This is a genomic window from Flagellimonas ochracea, from assembly GCF_009903685.1.
Lineage (GTDB): Bacteria > Bacteroidota > Bacteroidia > Flavobacteriales > Flavobacteriaceae > Flagellimonas > Flagellimonas ochracea.
In genome coordinates, this window is the sequence record NZ_JAAABI010000003.1 from 184,892 (window position 1) to 203,317 (window position 18,426).

Genomic DNA, 18,426 nt, shown 5'->3' on the forward strand with positions numbered 1-18,426 from the left:
ATGAGAGGACAAATGAAAACAATCAGTATTTTTTTGGTGGTTTTTTTGTGCTTTGCATGTAAAAACCAAAACAAACCAGAAGACAAAATCAATACAGTGAATCAAGAGCTGAATATTACCGCTAAGGATATTCTGGGGAATCCAGAATATATGGCCATTTCTTACGGAGGATATCGACAAAAAACCAGGGAAGTACAACCCACCATAGCTGAGTTGAAGGAGGATATGAAAATCCTTTCCGCAATGGGCATTGGCTTCATTCGCACCTACAATGTGCAATTTCCACATGCATCCAATGTGCTAAAAGCTATTCGGGAACTCAAAAAGGAGGATCCCAATTTTCAAATGTTTGTGATGTTGGGTGCCTGGATAGATTGCAAAAATGCATGGACCGGCCAGGAACCAGATCACAACGTGGAAAGTGAGGCCAATGCGGCCGAGATTGGGCGTGCGGTGGCGTTGGCCAATCAATATTCAGATATTGTAAAGGTAGTGGCCGTTGGCAACGAGGCCATGGTAAAATGGGCCACCAGCTACTATGTACAGCCCAATGTAATTCTAAAATGGGTCAATCATTTACAAAACCTCAAGGCCGAAGGTAAACTGCCCAAGGAGCTTTGGATCACCAGCTCCGACGATTTCGCTTCATGGGGTGGAGGTGACGCGGAGTATCATGTCCCCGATTTAGAGGCTCTGGTGAAAGCGGTCGATTATATTTCTATACACACCTACCCCTACCACAACACCCATTACAATCCGGAATTTTGGATACAACCTGATCAGGAAGGTGAACTTTCAGATAAGGAAAAGGTGGATGAAGCCATGCAGCGGGCGTTGCTATTTGCCCAAAAACAATACGATAGTGTTTCCAATTACATGAAAAGTTTGGGGGCTAAAAAGCCAATTCATATCGGTGAAACAGGTTGGGCCAGCGTTTCCAATGGATTTTATGGGCCGAATGGTTCCAAGGCCACTGATGAGTACAAACAGGCCCTGTACCATGATCTTATGAGGGAATGGACCACTAATGCCGGTATTTCATGCTTTTACTTTGAAGCTTTTAACGAACCATGGAAAGATTCACACAACCCAAAAGGATCAGAGAACCACTTCGGACTCTTCACGGTGGATGGCAAAGCCAAATATGCTTTATGGGAAATGGTGGACAAAGGAACGTTCGATGGAATGACAAGAAATGGTAACCCAATTACCAAGACATATAGTGGTGATATGGAAGCATTGATGGCTGATGTTCTTGTTCCACCCACTGGTGAAAGAATTGAAACCCCGTAAGCAAGAAACAATGAAAAGACGTTTACATTGTCTAGGGCTAATTGCAATACTAATGATGACAAGCTGTGTTCAAGAAAAACCACAATTGGAAGTGGAGGTATACGAAACCGCGTCCAATGGCAACACTTTTGAGAAAGTAAACCCATCCGCCTCCGATGAATATGATACGCAAATTATCATAGTACCCGAGGAAAAATTTCAGACCATAACCGGATTTGGAGGGTCATTTACAGAGGCTTCGGCCCACTTATTGAACCAATTGGGTGCAGCCAATAGGCAAAGAGTTTTGGAAGCTTATTTTGGTGAAGAAGGAGCTCGATATTCCTTGACACGAACACACATCAATTCTTGTGACTTTGCTTTGAGCAACTATTCCTATGCACCTATAGAAGGAGATGTGAATTTGGAACATTTTTCTATTGAGGAGGACAAAGAGGACATCATACCCATGATTAAGGAGGCGATGGCCATTTCCAAGGACGGTTTTAAAATTATTTCTTCTCCTTGGACAGCACCACCCTGGATGAAGGACAACAAAGATTGGGTAGGGGGCAAACTATTGCCAGAATACTACGATACTTGGGCCTTGTTCTTTTCTAAATACATTGATGCTTATAAGGCGGAGGGCATAGACATCTGGGGATTAACTGTTGAAAATGAACCCCTGGGCAATGGAAACAATTGGGAGAGCATGCATTATACTCCTGAGGAAATGACCCAGTTTGTGCAAAATCATCTAGGACCTACCTTAGAAAATCTTGGGAAGGGCAACGTTAAAATATTGGGCTATGATCAAAACCGGGAACACCTTAACGAATGGGTGGATACCATGTTCGAAAATGAAGAAACATCAAAGTATTTTTCAGGAACGGCCATACATTGGTATGCCAGTACCTATGAAGTTTTCCCCGAAGCGTTGCAATATGCCCATCAAAAAGCACCCGATAAACATTTGATTCAATCCGAGGCCTGTGTGGATGCTGAAATTCCGCAATGGCAGAACGATTCATGGTACTGGCAAAAAGAGGCAACAGACTGGGGTTGGGATTGGGCACCGGAAAGCGAAAAGCACTTACACCCAAAATATGCCCCCGTAAATAGATATGCTCGTGACATCATTGGATGCCTGAACAATTGGGTCGATGGTTGGGTGGACTGGAATATGGTCTTGGATAAACAAGGAGGGCCAAACTGGTTCAAAAACTGGTGTGTTGCACCCGTGATTGTTGATCCAGAGAAAGATGAAGTGTACTTCACCCCACTATATCATGCACTTAAACATTTCAGTAAATTTATAAGACCTGGAGCTGTACGAATAGGGGTCAAACCCTCTGACGATTCTTTGATGGTAACAGCTGCCAAGAATCCTGATGGTTCCATTGCCATTGTTGTTTTTAATGAGGGCTCTACATCAAAGCAGGTTAACTTCCAAATAGCTGAAAACACAACTACTGTTCCTATTAATGGGCAGGCGATACAAACCGTAATGGTGGAACCGGACATCCAAGGCACCAAAAATAACCAACAAAATAAACAACTATGAGTCAAGTAAAAATGCTTCCGAAAGACAAAGTCCCAGTAGGACAAAAGGCCGCCTTTGGAGCGGGCCACTTCATTCTGAATATTTTACCAGGAACACTGGGAGTTTTCATTCAGTTTTTTTTACTGACCGCTTGGGGAGTTGACCCACTTTGGGCAGGACTTTTGGGTGGATTGCCCCGAATATTCGATGCCGTTACCGACCCGATAATGGGTTTCATTTCTGATAATACAAAATCCAGATTTGGACGAAGAAGGCCCTATATCTTCTTGGGAGCCATAATAAGTGGAATACTGTTCTTTTTAATGTGGCAATTGGATGATAACGCTTCACAATCCTATATCATTTGGCATGTGATGGTCATTCAAATTCTATTTCTTGTGGGGAATACCATGTTTGCCACCCCGTTGGTTGGTCTCGGTTACGAAATGACTTCTGATTACAATGAAAGAACAAGATTGATGAGCTTTGCAAACAGCATGGGCCAGATTGCTTGGATGATTGTGCCATGGCTTTATGTTATTATTCCAGACTCAAATACTTTTAATACCCAAACAGAGGGTGTTCGTACCATGGCACTGATTGTTGGGGCCATGTGTGTGGTTTTTGGAATTCTGCCCGCCTTCTTTTGTAAGGGTATTGATTCTGCACACATGGAAAATCGCAAGGAAATCACTTTCAAAACACTCTTGTCCAACATGAAAGACTTGTTCGCCGGTATTGTGCAAGTCTCCAAAAACAAGCCTTTTATGAAACTTTGTGGAGCTACGTTCTTGGTCTTTAATGGATTCCAACTTGTGGCGGCATTCGGTGTATTCATTATCGTTTTCTACATGTATAACGGGAGTTATGAAATGGCAGGTACCTGGCCAGCTTGGTTCAATACTATAAATGCCATGATAACGGCGTTTTTGGTGATACCGATCATCTCAAGAATGTCGGATAGATGGGGAAAGAAAAAGGCCTTCATTATTTCTACGGCCTTGTCCGTCGTAGGGTATTTGTTAAAATGGTGGGGCTTCGACAAGGAATTGAACGCTAAGTTTAACGAAACCGGTTTTGGAAAGGGCTTGAACTCCGCCGTAGGATCTCTTTTCGAATATTTGAACCCTATATTGGATAATGTGGGAATGTCTTGGTTCTCCATAGATCCAGGCAGCGATATACCATGGCTGATCTTCTTACCAATTCCCTTGTTTGCATTTGGAATGGGAGGATTGTTCACCTTGATGATGTCCATGACGGCCGATGTCTGTGATTTGGACGAACTGGAAAATGGAATGCCTAGAAAAGAAGGTACTTTTGGTGCTATATATTGGTGGATGGTCAAATTAGGACAGGCAATTGCACTTGTTTTAGGAGGCTTGATTTTGAAAATTGTAGGTTTTGACCCTAATGTTACAGAACAAACATTGGATACCATGAACAGACTGAGGATTGCAGATATAATTATCCCATCATTGACCGCCGCTTTGGCCATTTGGGTAATGTGGAAGTATAGTCTGTCAGAAGCACGAGCGAAAGAGATCAAGGAGCAACTGGTAGCACGCAGAGGAGAGCTCTAGAATTAATAGAACAAAAAAAATCAAATAGATATACACATGTCTTATAGAAAAGACCATCAATTTTCATTATCGAAAGCGGGATACACAGAATATGCCGGGGTTGATTTCAGTAAAATATCGCCCGATGAATTACGACAACTTTGGTTGGAAACCATTCAAAGTGGTATGCATGGCCTCTGCTTCAGTATTTATGAAGACGGACAAAGTCCAGGTGATGTCATCACCAAAGAACAGGTAAGACGGAGAATGCAAATCATTAAGCCTTATACGGAATGGGTTCGGTCCTTTTCCTGTATTGAGGGCAACGAGCATGTGCCTACGGTGGCCAAGGAATTTGGAATAAAAACTTTGGTGGGTGCTTGGTTAGGCCATGACATGGAACTCAATGAAAAAGAAATAGAGGGCTTGATTGATCTAGCCAAGAATGGATATGTGGATATAGCTGCTGTCGGCAACGAGGTCATGTATCGAGGGGATTTGACAGAGGACCAGTTATTGGAATACATTCATCGAGTCAAAGAGGCCATCCCCGACATACCTGTGGGCTATGTGGATGCCTACTACGAGTTTTCACATCGACCCAGAATTACCGAGGTTTGCGATGTAATCCTATCTAATTGTTATCCATTTTGGGAAGGATGTCCCATTGAATATTCTTTGAACCACATGCAACAAATGTTCGGTCAGGCCACGGATGCAGGACAAGGAAAAAAGGTAATCATCACCGAAACAGGATGGCCCAGCCAAGGAGAAACCCTAAAAGGAGCGGTTTCCTCGGAGGAAAATGCCATGAGGTATTTCATTAATACGCAGGTTTGGGCCGCCAAGAACAACGTCGAAGTGTTCTATTTCTCTTCTTTTGATGAGTCTTGGAAAGTGGGTGCTGAAGGAGATGTTGGTGCGTATTGGGGGCTTTGGGATAAGGATGAGAAGCTAAAATTCTAAATGCATTAAAAACCAACATTTTCAATGCTTTTCCTTGTTTGAAATGATTTTGGTCATAGGAATCATTTTCATCAGCACATACATTGCCATGAAATCTTGGACTCCACCATACTTTTAAATGGGGTTGTTTGATTTGTGATTCAGTATTGATGGATTTTTTCAATATTTTAGAAAAGAGACTGATCGTCTATGGAATTTATTGATTACTACAAGGTTTTGGGTGTTGGTAAGGGGGCATCTGCCGACGAAATTAAAAAACAATACCGAAAACTTGCACGCAAATACCATCCCGATCTTAATCCTAATGACACGGAGGCTGAACAGAAATTTAAACAGGTCAATGAGGCCAATGAGGTATTGTCCGATCCGGAAAAAAGAAAGAAGTACGACGAATATGGAAAGGACTGGCAACATGCCGAAGAGTTTGAGAAAGCCAAAAAATCCAGAGGTCGAACGGGTGGATTTACTGGCTATACGTATTCCGGCGCCGACGATGACAGGGATTTTTCGGATTTTTTCGAGGCAATGTTCGGAGGGGCTGCTGGTTTTGGCTCCCAAGGACAGCAGGTACGGTTTAGGGGACAGGATTACCATGCACAGGTACAACTCTCCCTTATGGATGTGTATACTACAAAGAAACAAACGCTCACCGTCAATAATAAGAATATTCGCATAACCATCCCTGCCGGAATTGAAGATGGACAGACCATTAAAATAAAAGGCCATGGAGGTCCAGGCGTCCAAGGTGGTCCTTCTGGCGATTTATACATTACCTTTTCAATCGCAAACAATACCTCTTTTAAACGCGAGGGTAGTAATCTGTATAAAACTGTGAAGATTCCTCTTACAACCGCAGTTTTGGGGGGAGAGATTCTGGTGGAAACCTTATCTGGAAAAGTAAAGTTGAAAGTGAAATCGGGAACACAGAACGGATCACAGGTCAAGCTTAAGGGCAAGGGATTTCCGAAATATAAGAAAGAAGGGCAGTTTGGCGATTTATTTTTGACCTATGAAATTGCGATACCTGCCAAACTTACAAAAGAACAGGAGAAACTTTTTGAAGATTTAAAGAAGACCAATTTAGATTAGATCTAATCATGAACCCAGAAAACTACATATCCATCAAAACATTCTGCAAACATCATGCGGTGGAAGAATCCTTTATACATACCATGCACGAATTTGAACTTGTTACCATTGAATCCAAAAGTTCGGAGGCAGTTTTTCCCATTGAGGAGCTGCCCATTTTAGAAAAAATGGTACGACTCAACAAAGAATTGGACATTAATCCAGAAGGGATACAAGCGGTATATAGGTTGTTGGAAAAAGTTGAAAATCTTCAGCAAGAAGTAGCTGCTTTAAAACGTAGACTAAACAGGTTTGAATAAGGTTGATTTCATAAATTGAGGTTAAATAAAATCTGTCTTTTTGTTGACAAATATCATTTCTGCTTCTTGATAAATGTTCTAGTTTCATCAAAATCAAAAAATAAATTATGGATTCCATTATATATGCCACCGATTTTTCCCAAAACTCCGTTTCCGCCTTAAAAATGGCGTATGCCTTTAGTCAAAAACTTGACGTAAAACTGATGGTTCTTCATGTTTTCGATATGAATTTGACCATTGCGAATCCGTTGAGCCTCACCCATGCCAAAAAAGAAAAGGAAGCTTTTGCAAGACATGGAAAAGCCTTGAAAGAGTTTTGCAATACGCATTTGAATCTTGCGCAAGACGAAAAGAATCTTCGATTTGAGGTTAAAGAACATGCCATTGTGAAAGAAGGAATACATGCGGCTATTAAAGAAAACAGTGCTGGTATGTTGGTGATGGGACTTAAAGGTAAAAGTATGCTTAAGGAGGTGTTTATGGGAAGCAACACCAAGGGAATGGTAGATACAAGTCCCTGTCCTGTTTTGGCCGTACCTTCCAGCTGGGAAAAATATGAAATGGAAAATATTTTATATGCTACAGATTTTGAAGAAGCGGACATAAGATCCATTGATTGGCTGGTCAACAGTTTGGCGGTACCCTTTGGTTCATCGTTACATGTGTTTCATGTGGGCACAAAAAATGAGTATGCCGGTGAAGACCAAATGCAATGGTTTCAAGAAATGCTTGGCCAAAAGGTTACTTATGATGGAATTACTTTTGAAATGACCCATTCGGAGGATGTGTTCGGCACGCTTTTAAAACAAGTAAACGATACCAAGGCAGATGTTTTGGTCATGTTGGAGCGAGAAAAAGAAGGTTTTTTCACTTCACTTATCCAAGGGGATAAGGTAATGCAAATGATTTCCAAAGGAAATGTCCCCTTATTGACCTTCAATAAAAATCTGTTTCTATAGTTTATTCGTCCAATATGGTGCCGTCTTCCATTTGGATGATGCGGTCCGTTCGTTTGGCAAAATCTTCATCATGGGTAACTACCAATAAGGAAAGTCCCTGTTCTTCTTTCAATCGTTTAAAAATCTGAAAAACGTTTTCAGAGTTATGGCTGTCCAAATTTCCAGTGGGTTCATCACCCATCAAAATAGTAGGGTTATTGATCAGTGCACGGGCAATGGCCACCCGTTGTTTTTCTCCTCCGGAAATTCTAGATGCCCTTTGCTGAGACAAATGACCTATATGCAACATATCCAGTTTTTCTTGGGCATCCCTAACAATTTCCGCCTCTGTCTTTTCGGCCAGTTTTTTGGCTGGGAGCATAACATTTTCCAGCACGCTGAACTCGGATAGCAAATAATGAAATTGAAAAACAAAACCGATGTTCTTATTACGGATTTGTGAAAGTTCCTGATGGGTTTTTCCGGTAACCAATTCGTCGTTGAGGTACAACTCCCCTGTATAATCGGTATCCATGGTGGAAAGGATATACAGCAATGTCGATTTTCCACATCCTGATTTGCCCATAATTGAAGCAAATTCTCCTCTTTTAACCGAAAAGGAGATATTTTTAAGCACATGAAAGTCCTTCGGTTTGTGAAAGTGTTTGTTAATGTTTTTAGCTTCTAGGACAAAACTCATAATCGCTGTTACGTTCCCCTTATTATTCTAACCGGATCTATCTTTTTAGCTCTTTTCGATGGCAAGTAACCCGCTACCGTCGTGGATATCAGAGCAAAGGTAATTCCAATGAAATAATAGGCCATATTGTGGTTTACGGGATATGTGGTGATGGTGGGCAAGGCTTCCGTTTCAAATGGTGCCTGATCTATGATATGCGACAGGATAAAACCAATCAACAAACCCAATATGCCTCCAATAAAGCCAATGATTATTGCCTGGCTCATAAAGATTAACTGAACATCAAGACCCGAGAATCCAGTGGCCTTTAAAATGGCGATATCCTTCATTTTTTCATAGATCAACATGTTGAGAATATTGTAGATGCCAAATCCGGCTACTATGAGCAGGGTAACAGATACGGCATAGGTGATCATGTTTCTGATATTGGAACCGGTTTCAAATTGCGCGTTTGCCTCGTTAATGTCCATGGCCTTGGCACTGAACTGCTTTTCCAACTGCCGGGCCATGTTGGGAGCTTCCAATATGTTCAACAACTTAATGTTTATGTCGGTGATGTAGTTTTCAGCTTCACCAAGTATTCGTTGCACCGTATTCAGGTTGGCAAAGCTTTGGATGTTGTCAATATCCGCAATCCCACTTTGGTAAATGCCCACGATCTTTAAAGGGAATACATTGCCAGCAACAGTGCTGATCTGTACCCTGTCACCAGCAGATAGGGACATCTTTTCGGCCAGGCCTGCGCCTAAAAGAATCCCATTGTCGTTGTTTTTCAGATCAACCGGAGAACCATCCACAATATTATCTTGGATATTCGAAAGCCTAACCTCTTCCATAATGTCCACCCCCACCAAATTACCTCCAAGTTCAATAGAGCCCGATAGATAAAAAATCTGAGCCCTAATCTGTGGTGTGGCCCCCTTTACATTGGGATGTGTTTTTAGATGGTGCAGAATTGGGAGGGCATTGTGAATTTTCTTTTGGCTTTGTTTGGGCTTTATGGAATGCACAATGTTGAGCCCATTTTTAAAATCACTGAAAATGGCAACAGGCTGTTTTTCAGAAGGTCTTATTTCGTTGTAAAGATGTATATGTGGGGTTTGGTTCAATATTAAATCGTCCAACAAGGTATTGAGTCCGGTCATAAAGCTCACTAGGGTAATATAGGCGCCGATACCAAAAGTAACGCCCAAGGTCGCGGTTACCGTCGATTTCATCTTGGTAATCAAGTGTGTTTTGGCAATACCCAATATGACGCTCCAATTGATCATTCCTCAGGTTTAAGTAAAGCTGTATTCTTATCAATACCTTCAAGTACTTCCACGCGATCCAAATTTTGGAGACCTATCGTTACCGGAATCTCTCCATCTTCAGTAAGTACACTAGATTCTCCAATAAGATATTCCTTGGGTATGGTCAACGTTTCTTCTTTTTGCGCAATGATTATATTGCCCTCTCCAGATAGACCTGGATACAACGTGGAAGGTGCATCGTTAAAAAGGGCTTCCACCTTAAAGGTCTGGGAACGTTCGTCTTTTCTTGGGTAAATTTTATTGAGCTTCGCCTCAAATACTTGGGAATTGTAAGCATCTAAAGTGACGAGCACTTTTTGACCAATTTTTAGTTTTACGATATCCACTTCGTCAACCAACAGCTCGATTACAAAAGTGTCACTTCTACCTATAGCCGCTACCGGTTCCATGGAGTTGATGATTTCACCGGGATCTTTGTAAATGGCATACACTTTTCCATTGATTTTACTGGTCAGGGTGAAATCCTTGTTTAAGGTCATTGAGGTTTTATAGTTGTTTTCGGCCTGCTTCAGTTGGGTTTGCAGTTCATTCTTTGTGCGCAGATAGTTCCGCTTTAGCAAATTCAATTTGTTTTGGGAAAGCTCGTAGGCCAATTTTCGATTGTCGAACTCCACTTTGGAACCAATGTTTTGATTCCAAAGGTTTTTTTGTCGGAAAAAATTGATGGAATCATTTTTCAATGTAAGTTCCGCGGATTGGATTTCATCTTCAAGTCCTTTAAGAATTGCGGCACTTCCGGTATAATTCTCTTTGGCTAACGTTAGAGCCAGTTCAGCATTTTTCATACTAAGTTCTGGAGAGGTATTTGTGATTTGAAGAATTCGGTCTCCTTTGGCGACCACATCGCCTTCTTCCACCCAAACCTCATCCAATATACCTGTGACCACCGAATACACTTGGTATAGGCTATCTGGTTGAACGGTTGCCGAAGCGTACACAGATTCTGTTAAGGGCATGGTTTCTGGATAAATCTTTTCCTTTTTGGTGTTACAGCAAACCAACAATAATAGCAGTGACAAATAAAAAGGTGAGTACTTCATTTTTGGTTTTTGAATGCACTTCAAATTACTAATAAAAAAATGGCTTAAAACATGAGTTTGGTCAGTATGCAGAATAACCTATTAGTTTCTGCGACTAAATTGCATCCAATAAATAGGAACAATACATCTTGTTGTTAGCAACTAGCTGACCAATGTCATTTTTTGTGGTGCTTCATGGCTTTAACTTTGGAAAAAGCGAGGTTATGCGAACCATACTTATTCCTACTGATTTTTCTAAAAATGCACTACATGCCTTGCAATATGCGCAAGAGCTCTTTAAATGTAAGCGAGCCTGTTTTTATCTGTTGCATGCTTTTGCCGATGAAGTTTATGGCGCATATAAGACGACACCGGAGGATGAACTGGAAAAACTGGAAATAAAAAAACGAAGGGAAGTCGAGAAGAAGCTGAACGATTTGGTTGAAGGCGTAATAGGGCAACCTCCAAATCCATTACATACATTTGAGACCATTGCTTCCTTCGACAACTTGGTGGATGGCGTAAATGATTTTGTAAAGGACAGAAACATAGACATGGTCATCATGGGCACAAAAGGGGAAACAAGTGACCATAAAACCACCTTTGGCAGTTATACCATTGAAGTTTTTAAGTATGTACAATGTCCAGTGCTTGCCGTTCCTGAAGATTTCGAATACCAACAACCCAAGACCATATTGTTCCCTACAGATTATATGCTGCCCTATAAACGGCGTGAATTAAAGCTGCTAGGTGATTTGGCAGGTGATTTCAAATCGGAGGTTCATTGTCTTTACATTACTGATTTTGATGTTTTAAGTGCGCGGCAAGAGGACAACCAACGATTTTTGAAGGATGCACTCCAAAGGGCCTATCTGTTTTTTGAAACCACAGGGGTCAAAAATAGGGCAGAAGCAATTATGGATTATATTGAAGAAAAGGAAGTGAGCATGTTGGTCATGGTAAATTCCAGGCACTCATTTTTTGAGGATATGCTCTATCGTTCCACAGTAGATCTACTGGGACTGAAGGTTAAAGTTCCCTTTTTGGTCATGCAAAACCTACACCGATGATTTTTAAATAGCAAGTTATGAAACGGATATTGTTGCCCACCGATTTTTCCAAAAATTCATGGAACGCCATTTTAACGGCGGTAAAATTATATGCCTGGATGGAATGCAAATTTTATTTGCTAAATGCTTACGAGCCAAGTACGCAAAACATAACTGGCTTTAAAAGCAGCACTAGGGCAGGTGATGTTTACAAATCCTTACCTGAGGCTTCAGAGAAGGAATTGGGAAAGGTGAAACAGTATTTGGATGAAAATCACTTCAATCCAAAACATAGTTTTGAAACCATTTCCTTATCTGGAGATTTGCTAGATGCGATTCATCAATGTATTTCCAGCTACGATTTGGATACTTTGGTAATGGGAACAAAGGGATCAACGGGGGCCAAGCAGATTTTTATGGGAAGCTGGACTGTGAAGGTGCTCAAAAACATAAAAAACTGCACCATTATTGCCGTACCAAGTTCTTTTGATTTTCAAAGGCTGAATTCAGTGGTATTCCCGACCGAGTATACACATTTTATGCCGAGATATGTGTTGATGCCGTTACTGGAACTGACCCAAGACTGGAAACCGGAAATCAAGATTTTTCACGTAGCCCAAGAGTTCATGCTATCCCAAGAACAAAAATCCAACATGAAAATCTTGCAGAAAAGATTTAGAGATCATCCGACTACTGTAAATCAAGTTGTGATAAAAACGACGGTTGCTGAAGCCATCAGAAATTTTGCAGAAGAACAAAGAGCAGATTTAATTGTACTTACAAACTATTCCCATGATTTCTTTGAAAAGCTAACCCAAGAACCTGTGGTCAAAAAAGTAACCTTCAGGACAAAAGTGCCCTTGATGGTTCTTCCAGATTTTGGATAGCACCAAAACATAATAAGATGAAAAATATACTGTTGCCCACCGATTTTTCCAAAAACTCGTGGAATGCGATACGCTATGCGCTATCCTTATTCCGAGACAGCGAATGTGCTTTTTTTATTATAAATGCATTTCAAGTAGGGTCATCCGGTTTGACCACCAAAATGGGAAGGGCCAACGAAACCCGACTTTATCGGTTGTTGAGGGAAGAATCGGAAAGAGGATTGGCAAACACACTTAAGAAGATGGAAGCACATGGAATAAGTCCCAAACACAGCATAAAAACCTTTTCCATTGCCGATCTTTTGACAAATGCTGTGGCACGGACCGTAAATAGCAAAGAAATTGACCTGATAGTTATGGGAACCAAGGGAGCCACAGGCCTCAAGGAAGTCTTTTTAGGGAGTAATGCACATAAAATAATCAGGGAGATACATTCTTGCCCCATCATTTTGGTGCCCGACGAGTTTGAGGTGTATGAATGTCCAGATACGCTGGTGTTGGCAACGGGCTTCGAACACCTGTTCAATCCCCAAGAATTGAAACCCATTGTGGAAATTGGCAAACTCTGTGACACTAAGGTTTGGGTCACATATGTTGGTGAAGAAGCAAGCCTAACTACACAGCAACAGGGTGTAAAAGAAGCATTGGACAAACAATTGGATGCTGTATCCCATAAGTTTGTATTTGTCGATAAAGTAAGTTCGGTAAATGACACCATTCAAAAAATGATAGAAGGGAATGGTGACATACACATGGTCGCTATGGTAAACTATTGGCACAGTTTTTTTGAAAAATTGACCCGTGAACCCGTAATCAAAAAGGTTTCGTTCAACACCGCGGTGCCGTTTATGGTGGTACACCTGTTCGACTGATTACAACAGGGCAAAAAAAGAAGTGGTAAATACTTATTGAAATGATTCTATCACTTGGACCAGCCCCGATTTTTGTAACACACCTGACTGCCGCCAGAGTTGTTTCCCGTTTTTAAAGAGTATTAGGGTAGGCACACCCCTCACCTGATATTTCTGGGCCAACGTCTGGTTTTTATCCACATCGATTTTTACAATTTTTACGGTGTTCCCCATATGGGCTTTCACCTCTTTTAAAATGGGAGCCAACATCTTGCAGGGCCCACACCAATCCGCATAAAAGTCTATAAGCACTAATTGGTCAGTGTTTATTAAATCTGAAAAATTTGCTTTCATAGGTCAACGAATAGAATAACAAGGTATAAGATCTATTTTTTATGGCAATTGATGTATGTCATAGTTTGGGAAGTTGACATGGATTAGCTTTAAGTCATCAAATCCAAAAACCATAATAGCAATGAAGCGTATTCTGTTACCTACCGATTTTTCTGAAAATGCTTTGCACGCCATCCGTTATGCGGTAAAGCTTATGAAGAATTCAACTTGTGTGTTTTACTTAATGCACGCTTATACTCCAGAACTGTATCGGGTGGACTATGCTTTGGGTAGCCCGGGGCAGTTGGGTCTTCCAGACAATTATCAACAAAAAGCCGAAACGGCCCTTAAAAAACTGCAAAGCCAGATAGAAAAGGATTTTCATGATTCCCGCCACACTTTCGTCTCCCATGCTGCTTTGAACACGTTGAAAATGGAGGTAAAACGTATGGTTAAAAATGAAAATATAGACCTGATCATAATGGGGACCCAAGGTGTTACCGGAGCAGGGGATATTTTATTTGGCTCCAACACGGTTCAGTTGTTTAGGGAATCCGATGTGCCTGTTTTGGCAGTCCCCGAGGCTTATGAGTTTGATGAACTGAATCAAATCCTGTTTGCAACCGATTATAAAGTAGATTACTCGGACCCTATATTGGACACCATGCTTGAGCTTGCCAATACTTGGAACTCAAGTTTAAATGTAATGCATGTTACGCCTGCTACAGGTTTAACGGCAGCCCAACAAAGTAATAAAGAAAATCTCGAGAAAAAGTTGACCGGACTTGACTATAAAGTTCATGATCTTCCAGACCAAGAATTGACAGATGCCATTAATGCATTTCAGAAAGAATGGTCCATTCAACTTTTGGTCATGATGCAAAATCAGCATTCTTTTTTCGAACGTTTGGTAAGAGAACCCGTTATCAAAACCATTGGATTGCACACCGAAATTCCCTTTTTGGTATTGCCCTCTAATCCTAAAAACTAAATTATGATGCACGTAGTAGTACCCACGGATTTTACGAACAACGCCTACAACGCACTATTTTATGCAGCCCATTTGTTCAAAGAACAACAATGCACATTCCATGTCGTCCATATATACAATGAAGAAGGCAATGCGGCCTACAATCAATCTATGGAGGGTCTGGAAGCCATTGTACACAGACTCATCAGGGATGTGGGCAAAAACAAAAACCACGAACTGAAAAAAATCGCATTGAAGGCAGAATTGATCAGAGGGATCGTGGATTACCTCTCCCATAACAAGGCGGATATCATGGTCATAGGAAATAAAGGGAAAGATGAGGTAAAGGACATTCTGTTCGGTAACAATGCCATGCAACTGGTGCGAGAAGTAATTCAATGTCCCATTCTTGTCGTACCCTTGGAGATTGATTTCAAAAAGGTTGACAAGATTGCGTTCATCTCAAACTACAGTCAACCCATTTCTGTGGATAATGTAAAGGCCCTAAAATGGATCTCCTCCATCGCAAAGGCCGAGTTAGTGCCTATGACCATTGAAGATGGAACCGAAAACAAAACCATCTTGGACCGCAAGGAAGCTTTTTTAGAAGAGTTTTCATTGGATGTTTCCAAGGAGGTGGTATTGCCCGTATTTAAGGATAAAACAAAAACCATTTTGGAGTTTGTCGACCTTTGGAATATAGATATGCTCTGCATGGTATATTACCCCCACCATTTCTTTCTGGAGTTTATCGGCAAAGGGATAATAAAAGAACTTAACATAAAATTGACCGTGCCATTTTTGATTTTATCAAATGGTTAAATTGGTTTAAAACGAAAAATGCACTTGGTTTTAAGCCGTATTTTTAATTAAAAACAGGTTTTCATGGATAAAAGAATATTGTTGCCCACCGACTATTCAAAAAATGCACTGAATGCTATTAGGTATGCCCAGCAGCTATATGCTAAAGTTCGGTGTGATTTTTACCTGGTAAATGCCTTTCAGGCTTCGGGATATACGCTGGACAGTATGATGGTGCCCGAGCCCGGGGAACGTTTTTATGAGATGGCAAAGCATGAATCGGAGGAAGGTATGAATCGTTTGCTGGAAATACTTAAGCTTCATCCAGAAAATCCAAAACATCGATTTCATACGATTTGCACTTTCAACGGTTTGGTGGAGGCCGTAAAGAATATCGTGGCTTCGAAGGATATAGATATTATCGTCATGGGTACCAAGGGAGTAACCGCTTCCAAAGCCCGCATTTTTGGTACCGGTACAGTTGCTGTAATGGAGCGCATAAAGGCATGTCCAGTGATAGCAGTGCCCAGCGAGTATGTCTTTAATCCCCCAAAAGAAATAGTTTTCCCAACAGATTATAAATCCAAATACAAAGAAAAGGAAATAGACCATGTAAAAGAGATAGCAAAATTGCACGATTCCAAAATCAATGTAGTGCACATTGATAGGGACAAAGATGGACAACTCAACAAAAAAGAAGAGTCCAACAAACTATTACTACAGGATATTTTGGATGGTACGGATTATGAAATGCATTTCCTCACAGCCACAAAAACTAGCGATGGCATTAATCTTTTTGTGGAGAGCAAGGGCGGGGATATGATTGCTTTCCTAAATAGAAGACATCTGTTTTTTGGAAGTATACTCTCAAATCCCTTGGTCAAGGAAATTGGTTATGATCCCAAAGTGCCCATTTTAGAATTAAATGATAACTGAAAAAACAGGATTATGAAGCAAATAGGAATTTGGCTGGATAAACGAGAAGCATTAGGCTTGATTTTAGAAAACAATAAAGAGAGGGAATTCTCAATTTCTTCAGAACTGGATTTTTTCAACCCAAAAGGAGGTTCAAGGTCCAAAACCCGATGGGGTCCGCAAGATGTGGTTCAGGACAGCAAATATCTGGAAACCGAAAAACATCAACTAAAAAGATATTTTGACAACATAGTGGATACCCTAGGAGATGTTGATGAATTGGCCATTTTTGGTCCTGCGGAGGCGCCCGATAAATTTATAAAAGCCTTGGAAGAGGATTATCCGACGTTGGCTGCTAAGGTGCAGACCAAGCAAAAAGTGGACAGCATGACCAAAAACCAATTTAAGGCCCTGGTCAAAGAATTCTTTAAGTTTGGAAATCAATACTTTTAGCCGAACATTTCGTTTTTTTGCCTAACTGGAGACTAAATCTCGACAGTTGCATTTAGCTAAAGCAAAGGACTCAATAATTTGGCCATTCCCTCAAGAAGTTTATCCCACCATGGACGATTATTGAAGGCTTCATGGTCATCAAGCAATGTGGATTTCTTACAGTCTTCAAAAAATTCCTTCTTCAACTGTTTGCAAAGATCAGCATCGTACAGCACCGCATTGGACTCATAATTATGTTGAAAGCTACGGTTGTCCAGATTGGCGGTGCCTATACTGGCAATTTTATCATCACAGGCCATGATCTTACTGTGCAAAAAACCGTCTGTATACAAATAAATTTTGATGCCCGCCTTTAAGTAGGACTCAAAATAGGCTCTAACGCACCAATCAACCAATTTGATATCAGTAGTGGCCGACATGAGCAATCGGACATCAACGCCACTCAAGGATGCAGTTTGAAGACTCTGCATGATGGCATCGTTTGGGATAACATAGGGGTTGGTGATGTAAATGTATTTCTTGGCACTATTGATTATGGAAAAATATACTTGTTCCATAACTGCAAAATCATCATCCGGACCGCTTGATGCTATTTGCACGGGGGTACCTTTGTTAATAGTGCCTTCAATTTTGAATTGGGACAGGTCTATATCTTCCTCGGTTGCCAAGTACCAATCCGTCAAAAAGATCTGATTCAGAAAGTGGGTAGCTTCCCCATCAATTTTTAAATGGGTGTCGTGCCATTTTCCAGGATAGGGGTCTTCCCTTAAATATTTGTCAGTTACATTAATACCTCCAGTAAATCCCACCTTATTGTCGACAACTATTATTTTTCGATGGTTTCTATAATTTAAGGAGGACAAAAACCTACCAAATCTAAAAGGAAGAAACTGCTCAGCTTTAACCCCTATTTTTTTAAGTCGTTTTAGATACTTTTTGCTGAGGGAATAGCTTCCAATCCCATCATATAATAATCTGATTGTTACACTTTCGGCCACTTTCCTTTCAAAAATGTCCATTAACCTCTCGGACAAAACTCCTTCTTCAAAAATGTAATATTGAAGGTGAATGTGATCTTGTGCATCTTCCAAGGCATCAAAGATTTCCTCAAAGGTCGCTTTTCCATCCTGTAACAGTGTGACTTGGTTCTGCTGTGTCACAGGACATTGGGAAGTTTCTTGTATAAGTTGTATAATTTTTTGGTACTCCTGTAAATCAGATACTTGTTCATATGTCTTTGAAGGCTCTAGCTTTTTATAAAAATCACTTTTAAGGGAAAACAACTTGTTCTTCCTTCTATTTCTTCCCAACATCAGATAAAGCAGAAAACCACCTACTGGTATGGTAAAGATGGCGAGAAGCCAGGCCAAGGTTTTACTGGGCCTTACTCCGTTTATGAGCAAACTGACCACTACGCTAAGGGCGATGATGACATAAAGGGCTATAAGAATACCAATCAACATAGT

At 40.8% G+C, this 18,426-nt stretch carries 19 protein-coding genes; 14 read left to right on the top strand and 5 right to left on the bottom strand.

The genetic code is table 11. The annotated features are described in order from the left end of the window. The 7 genes from GTQ34_RS10830 (at position 1) to GTQ34_RS10860 (ending at position 7,690) form a co-directional block, all read left to right on the top strand. Positions 1-1,293, top strand: a complete 1,293-nt coding sequence (locus GTQ34_RS10830; RefSeq protein ID WP_417936278.1) for a glycosyl hydrolase family 17 protein — start codon at positions 1-3, stop codon at positions 1,291-1,293. A 10-nt stretch (positions 1,294-1,303) separates the two neighbouring features. Beyond that, the gene (locus GTQ34_RS10835; protein WP_166523827.1) at positions 1,304-2,836 is read left to right on the top strand and encodes a glycoside hydrolase family 30 protein; all 1,533 of its coding nucleotides are present in this window, start codon (positions 1,304-1,306) and stop codon (positions 2,834-2,836) included. Beyond that, positions 2,833-4,398: an MFS transporter gene (locus GTQ34_RS10840; RefSeq protein WP_166523828.1), complete on the top strand. Its 1,566-nt coding sequence runs from the start codon at positions 2,833-2,835 to the stop codon at positions 4,396-4,398. The genes GTQ34_RS10835 and GTQ34_RS10840 overlap by 4 nt, the downstream gene beginning before the upstream one ends. Before the next feature lie 36 nt (positions 4,399-4,434). Then, complete coding sequence (locus GTQ34_RS10845) at positions 4,435-5,343, top strand: glycoside hydrolase family 17 protein (protein WP_166523829.1); 909 nt, start codon at positions 4,435-4,437, stop codon at positions 5,341-5,343. Between the two features lie 189 nt (positions 5,344-5,532). Next, complete coding sequence (locus GTQ34_RS10850) at positions 5,533-6,432, top strand: DnaJ C-terminal domain-containing protein (protein WP_166523830.1); 900 nt, start codon at positions 5,533-5,535, stop codon at positions 6,430-6,432. Between the two features lie 8 nt (positions 6,433-6,440). Next, on the top strand, positions 6,441-6,731 hold the full coding sequence (locus GTQ34_RS10855; protein ID WP_166523831.1) for a chaperone modulator CbpM: 291 nt from the start codon (positions 6,441-6,443) through the stop codon (positions 6,729-6,731). Between the two features lie 107 nt (positions 6,732-6,838). Further along, positions 6,839-7,690: a universal stress protein gene (locus tag GTQ34_RS10860; protein WP_166523832.1), complete on the top strand. Its 852-nt coding sequence runs from the start codon at positions 6,839-6,841 to the stop codon at positions 7,688-7,690. 1 nt (position 7,691) lies between these two features. Here GTQ34_RS10860 and GTQ34_RS10865 read toward each other — a convergent pair whose 3' ends face one another. From GTQ34_RS10865 to GTQ34_RS10875, 3 genes are read right to left on the bottom strand one after another with little or no spacing between them, the layout of a single operon-like run. Next, positions 7,692-8,369, bottom strand: a complete 678-nt coding sequence (locus GTQ34_RS10865; RefSeq protein WP_166523833.1) for an ABC transporter ATP-binding protein — start codon at positions 8,367-8,369, stop codon at positions 7,692-7,694. An 8-nt stretch (positions 8,370-8,377) separates the two neighbouring features. Beyond that, positions 8,378-9,640 (bottom strand): ABC transporter permease, encoded by a 1,263-nt coding sequence (locus GTQ34_RS10870; RefSeq protein WP_166523834.1) that lies wholly within the window; start codon positions 9,638-9,640, stop codon positions 8,378-8,380. Then, positions 9,637-10,722, bottom strand: coding sequence for an efflux RND transporter periplasmic adaptor subunit (locus GTQ34_RS10875; RefSeq protein ID WP_166523835.1), 1,086 nt, complete (start codon positions 10,720-10,722; stop codon positions 9,637-9,639). The genes GTQ34_RS10870 and GTQ34_RS10875 overlap by 4 nt, the downstream gene beginning before the upstream one ends. A gap of 203 nt (positions 10,723-10,925) precedes the next feature. Between GTQ34_RS10875 and GTQ34_RS10880 the strand changes: the two genes are divergently transcribed. Genes GTQ34_RS10880 through GTQ34_RS10890 form a run of 3 tightly spaced genes read left to right on the top strand, consistent with a single transcriptional unit; the run spans position 10,926 to position 13,509 of the window. After that, positions 10,926-11,771, top strand: a complete 846-nt coding sequence (locus GTQ34_RS10880) for a universal stress protein (protein WP_166523836.1) — start codon at positions 10,926-10,928, stop codon at positions 11,769-11,771. Positions 11,772-11,788: 17 nt separating this feature from the next. Further along, a complete protein-coding gene (locus tag GTQ34_RS10885; RefSeq protein WP_166523837.1) occupies positions 11,789-12,637 on the top strand; it encodes a universal stress protein in 849 nt (282 codons plus the stop codon). A gap of 17 nt (positions 12,638-12,654) precedes the next feature. Continuing rightward, on the top strand, positions 12,655-13,509 hold the full coding sequence (locus GTQ34_RS10890; protein ID WP_166523838.1) for a universal stress protein: 855 nt from the start codon (positions 12,655-12,657) through the stop codon (positions 13,507-13,509). Positions 13,510-13,542: 33 nt separating this feature from the next. Here GTQ34_RS10890 and trxA read toward each other — a convergent pair whose 3' ends face one another. Beyond that, positions 13,543-13,842 carry a thioredoxin gene (gene trxA / locus GTQ34_RS10895; protein WP_166523839.1) on the bottom strand — a complete coding sequence of 100 codons (300 nt, stop codon included), beginning with the start codon at positions 13,840-13,842 and terminating at the stop codon, positions 13,543-13,545. A 121-nt stretch (positions 13,843-13,963) separates the two neighbouring features. On the opposite strand from trxA, the gene GTQ34_RS10900 reads away from it, so the two are divergent. The 4 genes from GTQ34_RS10900 to GTQ34_RS10915 all read left to right on the top strand — a co-directional run bounded on the left by GTQ34_RS10900 (position 13,964) and on the right by GTQ34_RS10915 (position 16,960). Then, the gene (locus GTQ34_RS10900; protein ID WP_166523840.1) at positions 13,964-14,812 is read left to right on the top strand and encodes a universal stress protein; all 849 of its coding nucleotides are present in this window, start codon (positions 13,964-13,966) and stop codon (positions 14,810-14,812) included. A 3-nt stretch (positions 14,813-14,815) separates the two neighbouring features. Further along, positions 14,816-15,613 carry a universal stress protein gene (locus tag GTQ34_RS10905; RefSeq protein ID WP_166523841.1) on the top strand — a complete coding sequence of 266 codons (798 nt, stop codon included), beginning with the start codon at positions 14,816-14,818 and terminating at the stop codon, positions 15,611-15,613. Between the two features lie 63 nt (positions 15,614-15,676). Then, positions 15,677-16,528 (top strand): universal stress protein, encoded by an 852-nt coding sequence (locus GTQ34_RS10910; protein ID WP_166523842.1) that lies wholly within the window; start codon positions 15,677-15,679, stop codon positions 16,526-16,528. A gap of 12 nt (positions 16,529-16,540) precedes the next feature. Continuing rightward, a complete protein-coding gene (locus GTQ34_RS10915; protein ID WP_166523843.1) occupies positions 16,541-16,960 on the top strand; it encodes a hypothetical protein in 420 nt (139 codons plus the stop codon). 56 nt (positions 16,961-17,016) lie between these two features. Here GTQ34_RS10915 and cls read toward each other — a convergent pair whose 3' ends face one another. After that, positions 17,017-18,423 (bottom strand): cardiolipin synthase, encoded by a 1,407-nt coding sequence (gene cls / locus GTQ34_RS10920; RefSeq protein WP_166523844.1) that lies wholly within the window; start codon positions 18,421-18,423, stop codon positions 17,017-17,019. Positions 18,424-18,426 lie beyond the last annotated feature (3 nt).

What these genes read in the sequence shown, in the direction of transcription:
- GTQ34_RS10830 (WP_417936278.1), top strand. Translation starts at nt 1, where the DNA reads ATGAGAGGACAAATGAAAACAATCAGTATTTTTTTGGTGGTTTTTTTG.
- GTQ34_RS10840 (WP_166523828.1), top strand. Translation starts at nt 2,833, where the DNA reads ATGAGTCAAGTAAAAATGCTTCCGAAAGACAAAGTCCCAGTAGGACAA.
- trxA (WP_166523839.1), bottom strand. Translation starts at nt 13,842, where the DNA reads ATGAAAGCAAATTTTTCAGATTTAATAAACACTGACCAATTAGTGCTT.
- GTQ34_RS10910 (WP_166523842.1), top strand. Translation starts at nt 15,677, where the DNA reads ATGGATAAAAGAATATTGTTGCCCACCGACTATTCAAAAAATGCACTG.
- GTQ34_RS10855 (WP_166523831.1), top strand. Translation starts at nt 6,441, where the DNA reads ATGAACCCAGAAAACTACATATCCATCAAAACATTCTGCAAACATCAT.
- GTQ34_RS10905 (WP_166523841.1), top strand. Translation starts at nt 14,816, where the DNA reads ATGATGCACGTAGTAGTACCCACGGATTTTACGAACAACGCCTACAAC.
- GTQ34_RS10845 (WP_166523829.1), top strand. Translation starts at nt 4,435, where the DNA reads ATGTCTTATAGAAAAGACCATCAATTTTCATTATCGAAAGCGGGATAC.
- GTQ34_RS10915 (WP_166523843.1), top strand. Translation starts at nt 16,541, where the DNA reads ATGAAGCAAATAGGAATTTGGCTGGATAAACGAGAAGCATTAGGCTTG.
- GTQ34_RS10870 (WP_166523834.1), bottom strand. Translation starts at nt 9,640, where the DNA reads ATGATCAATTGGAGCGTCATATTGGGTATTGCCAAAACACACTTGATT.
- cls (WP_166523844.1), bottom strand. Translation starts at nt 18,423, where the DNA reads ATGTTGATTGGTATTCTTATAGCCCTTTATGTCATCATCGCCCTTAGC.
- GTQ34_RS10875 (WP_166523835.1), bottom strand. Translation starts at nt 10,722, where the DNA reads ATGAAGTACTCACCTTTTTATTTGTCACTGCTATTATTGTTGGTTTGC.
- GTQ34_RS10880 (WP_166523836.1), top strand. Translation starts at nt 10,926, where the DNA reads ATGCGAACCATACTTATTCCTACTGATTTTTCTAAAAATGCACTACAT.
- GTQ34_RS10900 (WP_166523840.1), top strand. Translation starts at nt 13,964, where the DNA reads ATGAAGCGTATTCTGTTACCTACCGATTTTTCTGAAAATGCTTTGCAC.
- GTQ34_RS10835 (WP_166523827.1), top strand. Translation starts at nt 1,304, where the DNA reads ATGAAAAGACGTTTACATTGTCTAGGGCTAATTGCAATACTAATGATG.
- GTQ34_RS10850 (WP_166523830.1), top strand. Translation starts at nt 5,533, where the DNA reads ATGGAATTTATTGATTACTACAAGGTTTTGGGTGTTGGTAAGGGGGCA.
- GTQ34_RS10860 (WP_166523832.1), top strand. Translation starts at nt 6,839, where the DNA reads ATGGATTCCATTATATATGCCACCGATTTTTCCCAAAACTCCGTTTCC.
- GTQ34_RS10885 (WP_166523837.1), top strand. Translation starts at nt 11,789, where the DNA reads ATGAAACGGATATTGTTGCCCACCGATTTTTCCAAAAATTCATGGAAC.
- GTQ34_RS10890 (WP_166523838.1), top strand. Translation starts at nt 12,655, where the DNA reads ATGAAAAATATACTGTTGCCCACCGATTTTTCCAAAAACTCGTGGAAT.
- GTQ34_RS10865 (WP_166523833.1), bottom strand. Translation starts at nt 8,369, where the DNA reads ATGAGTTTTGTCCTAGAAGCTAAAAACATTAACAAACACTTTCACAAA.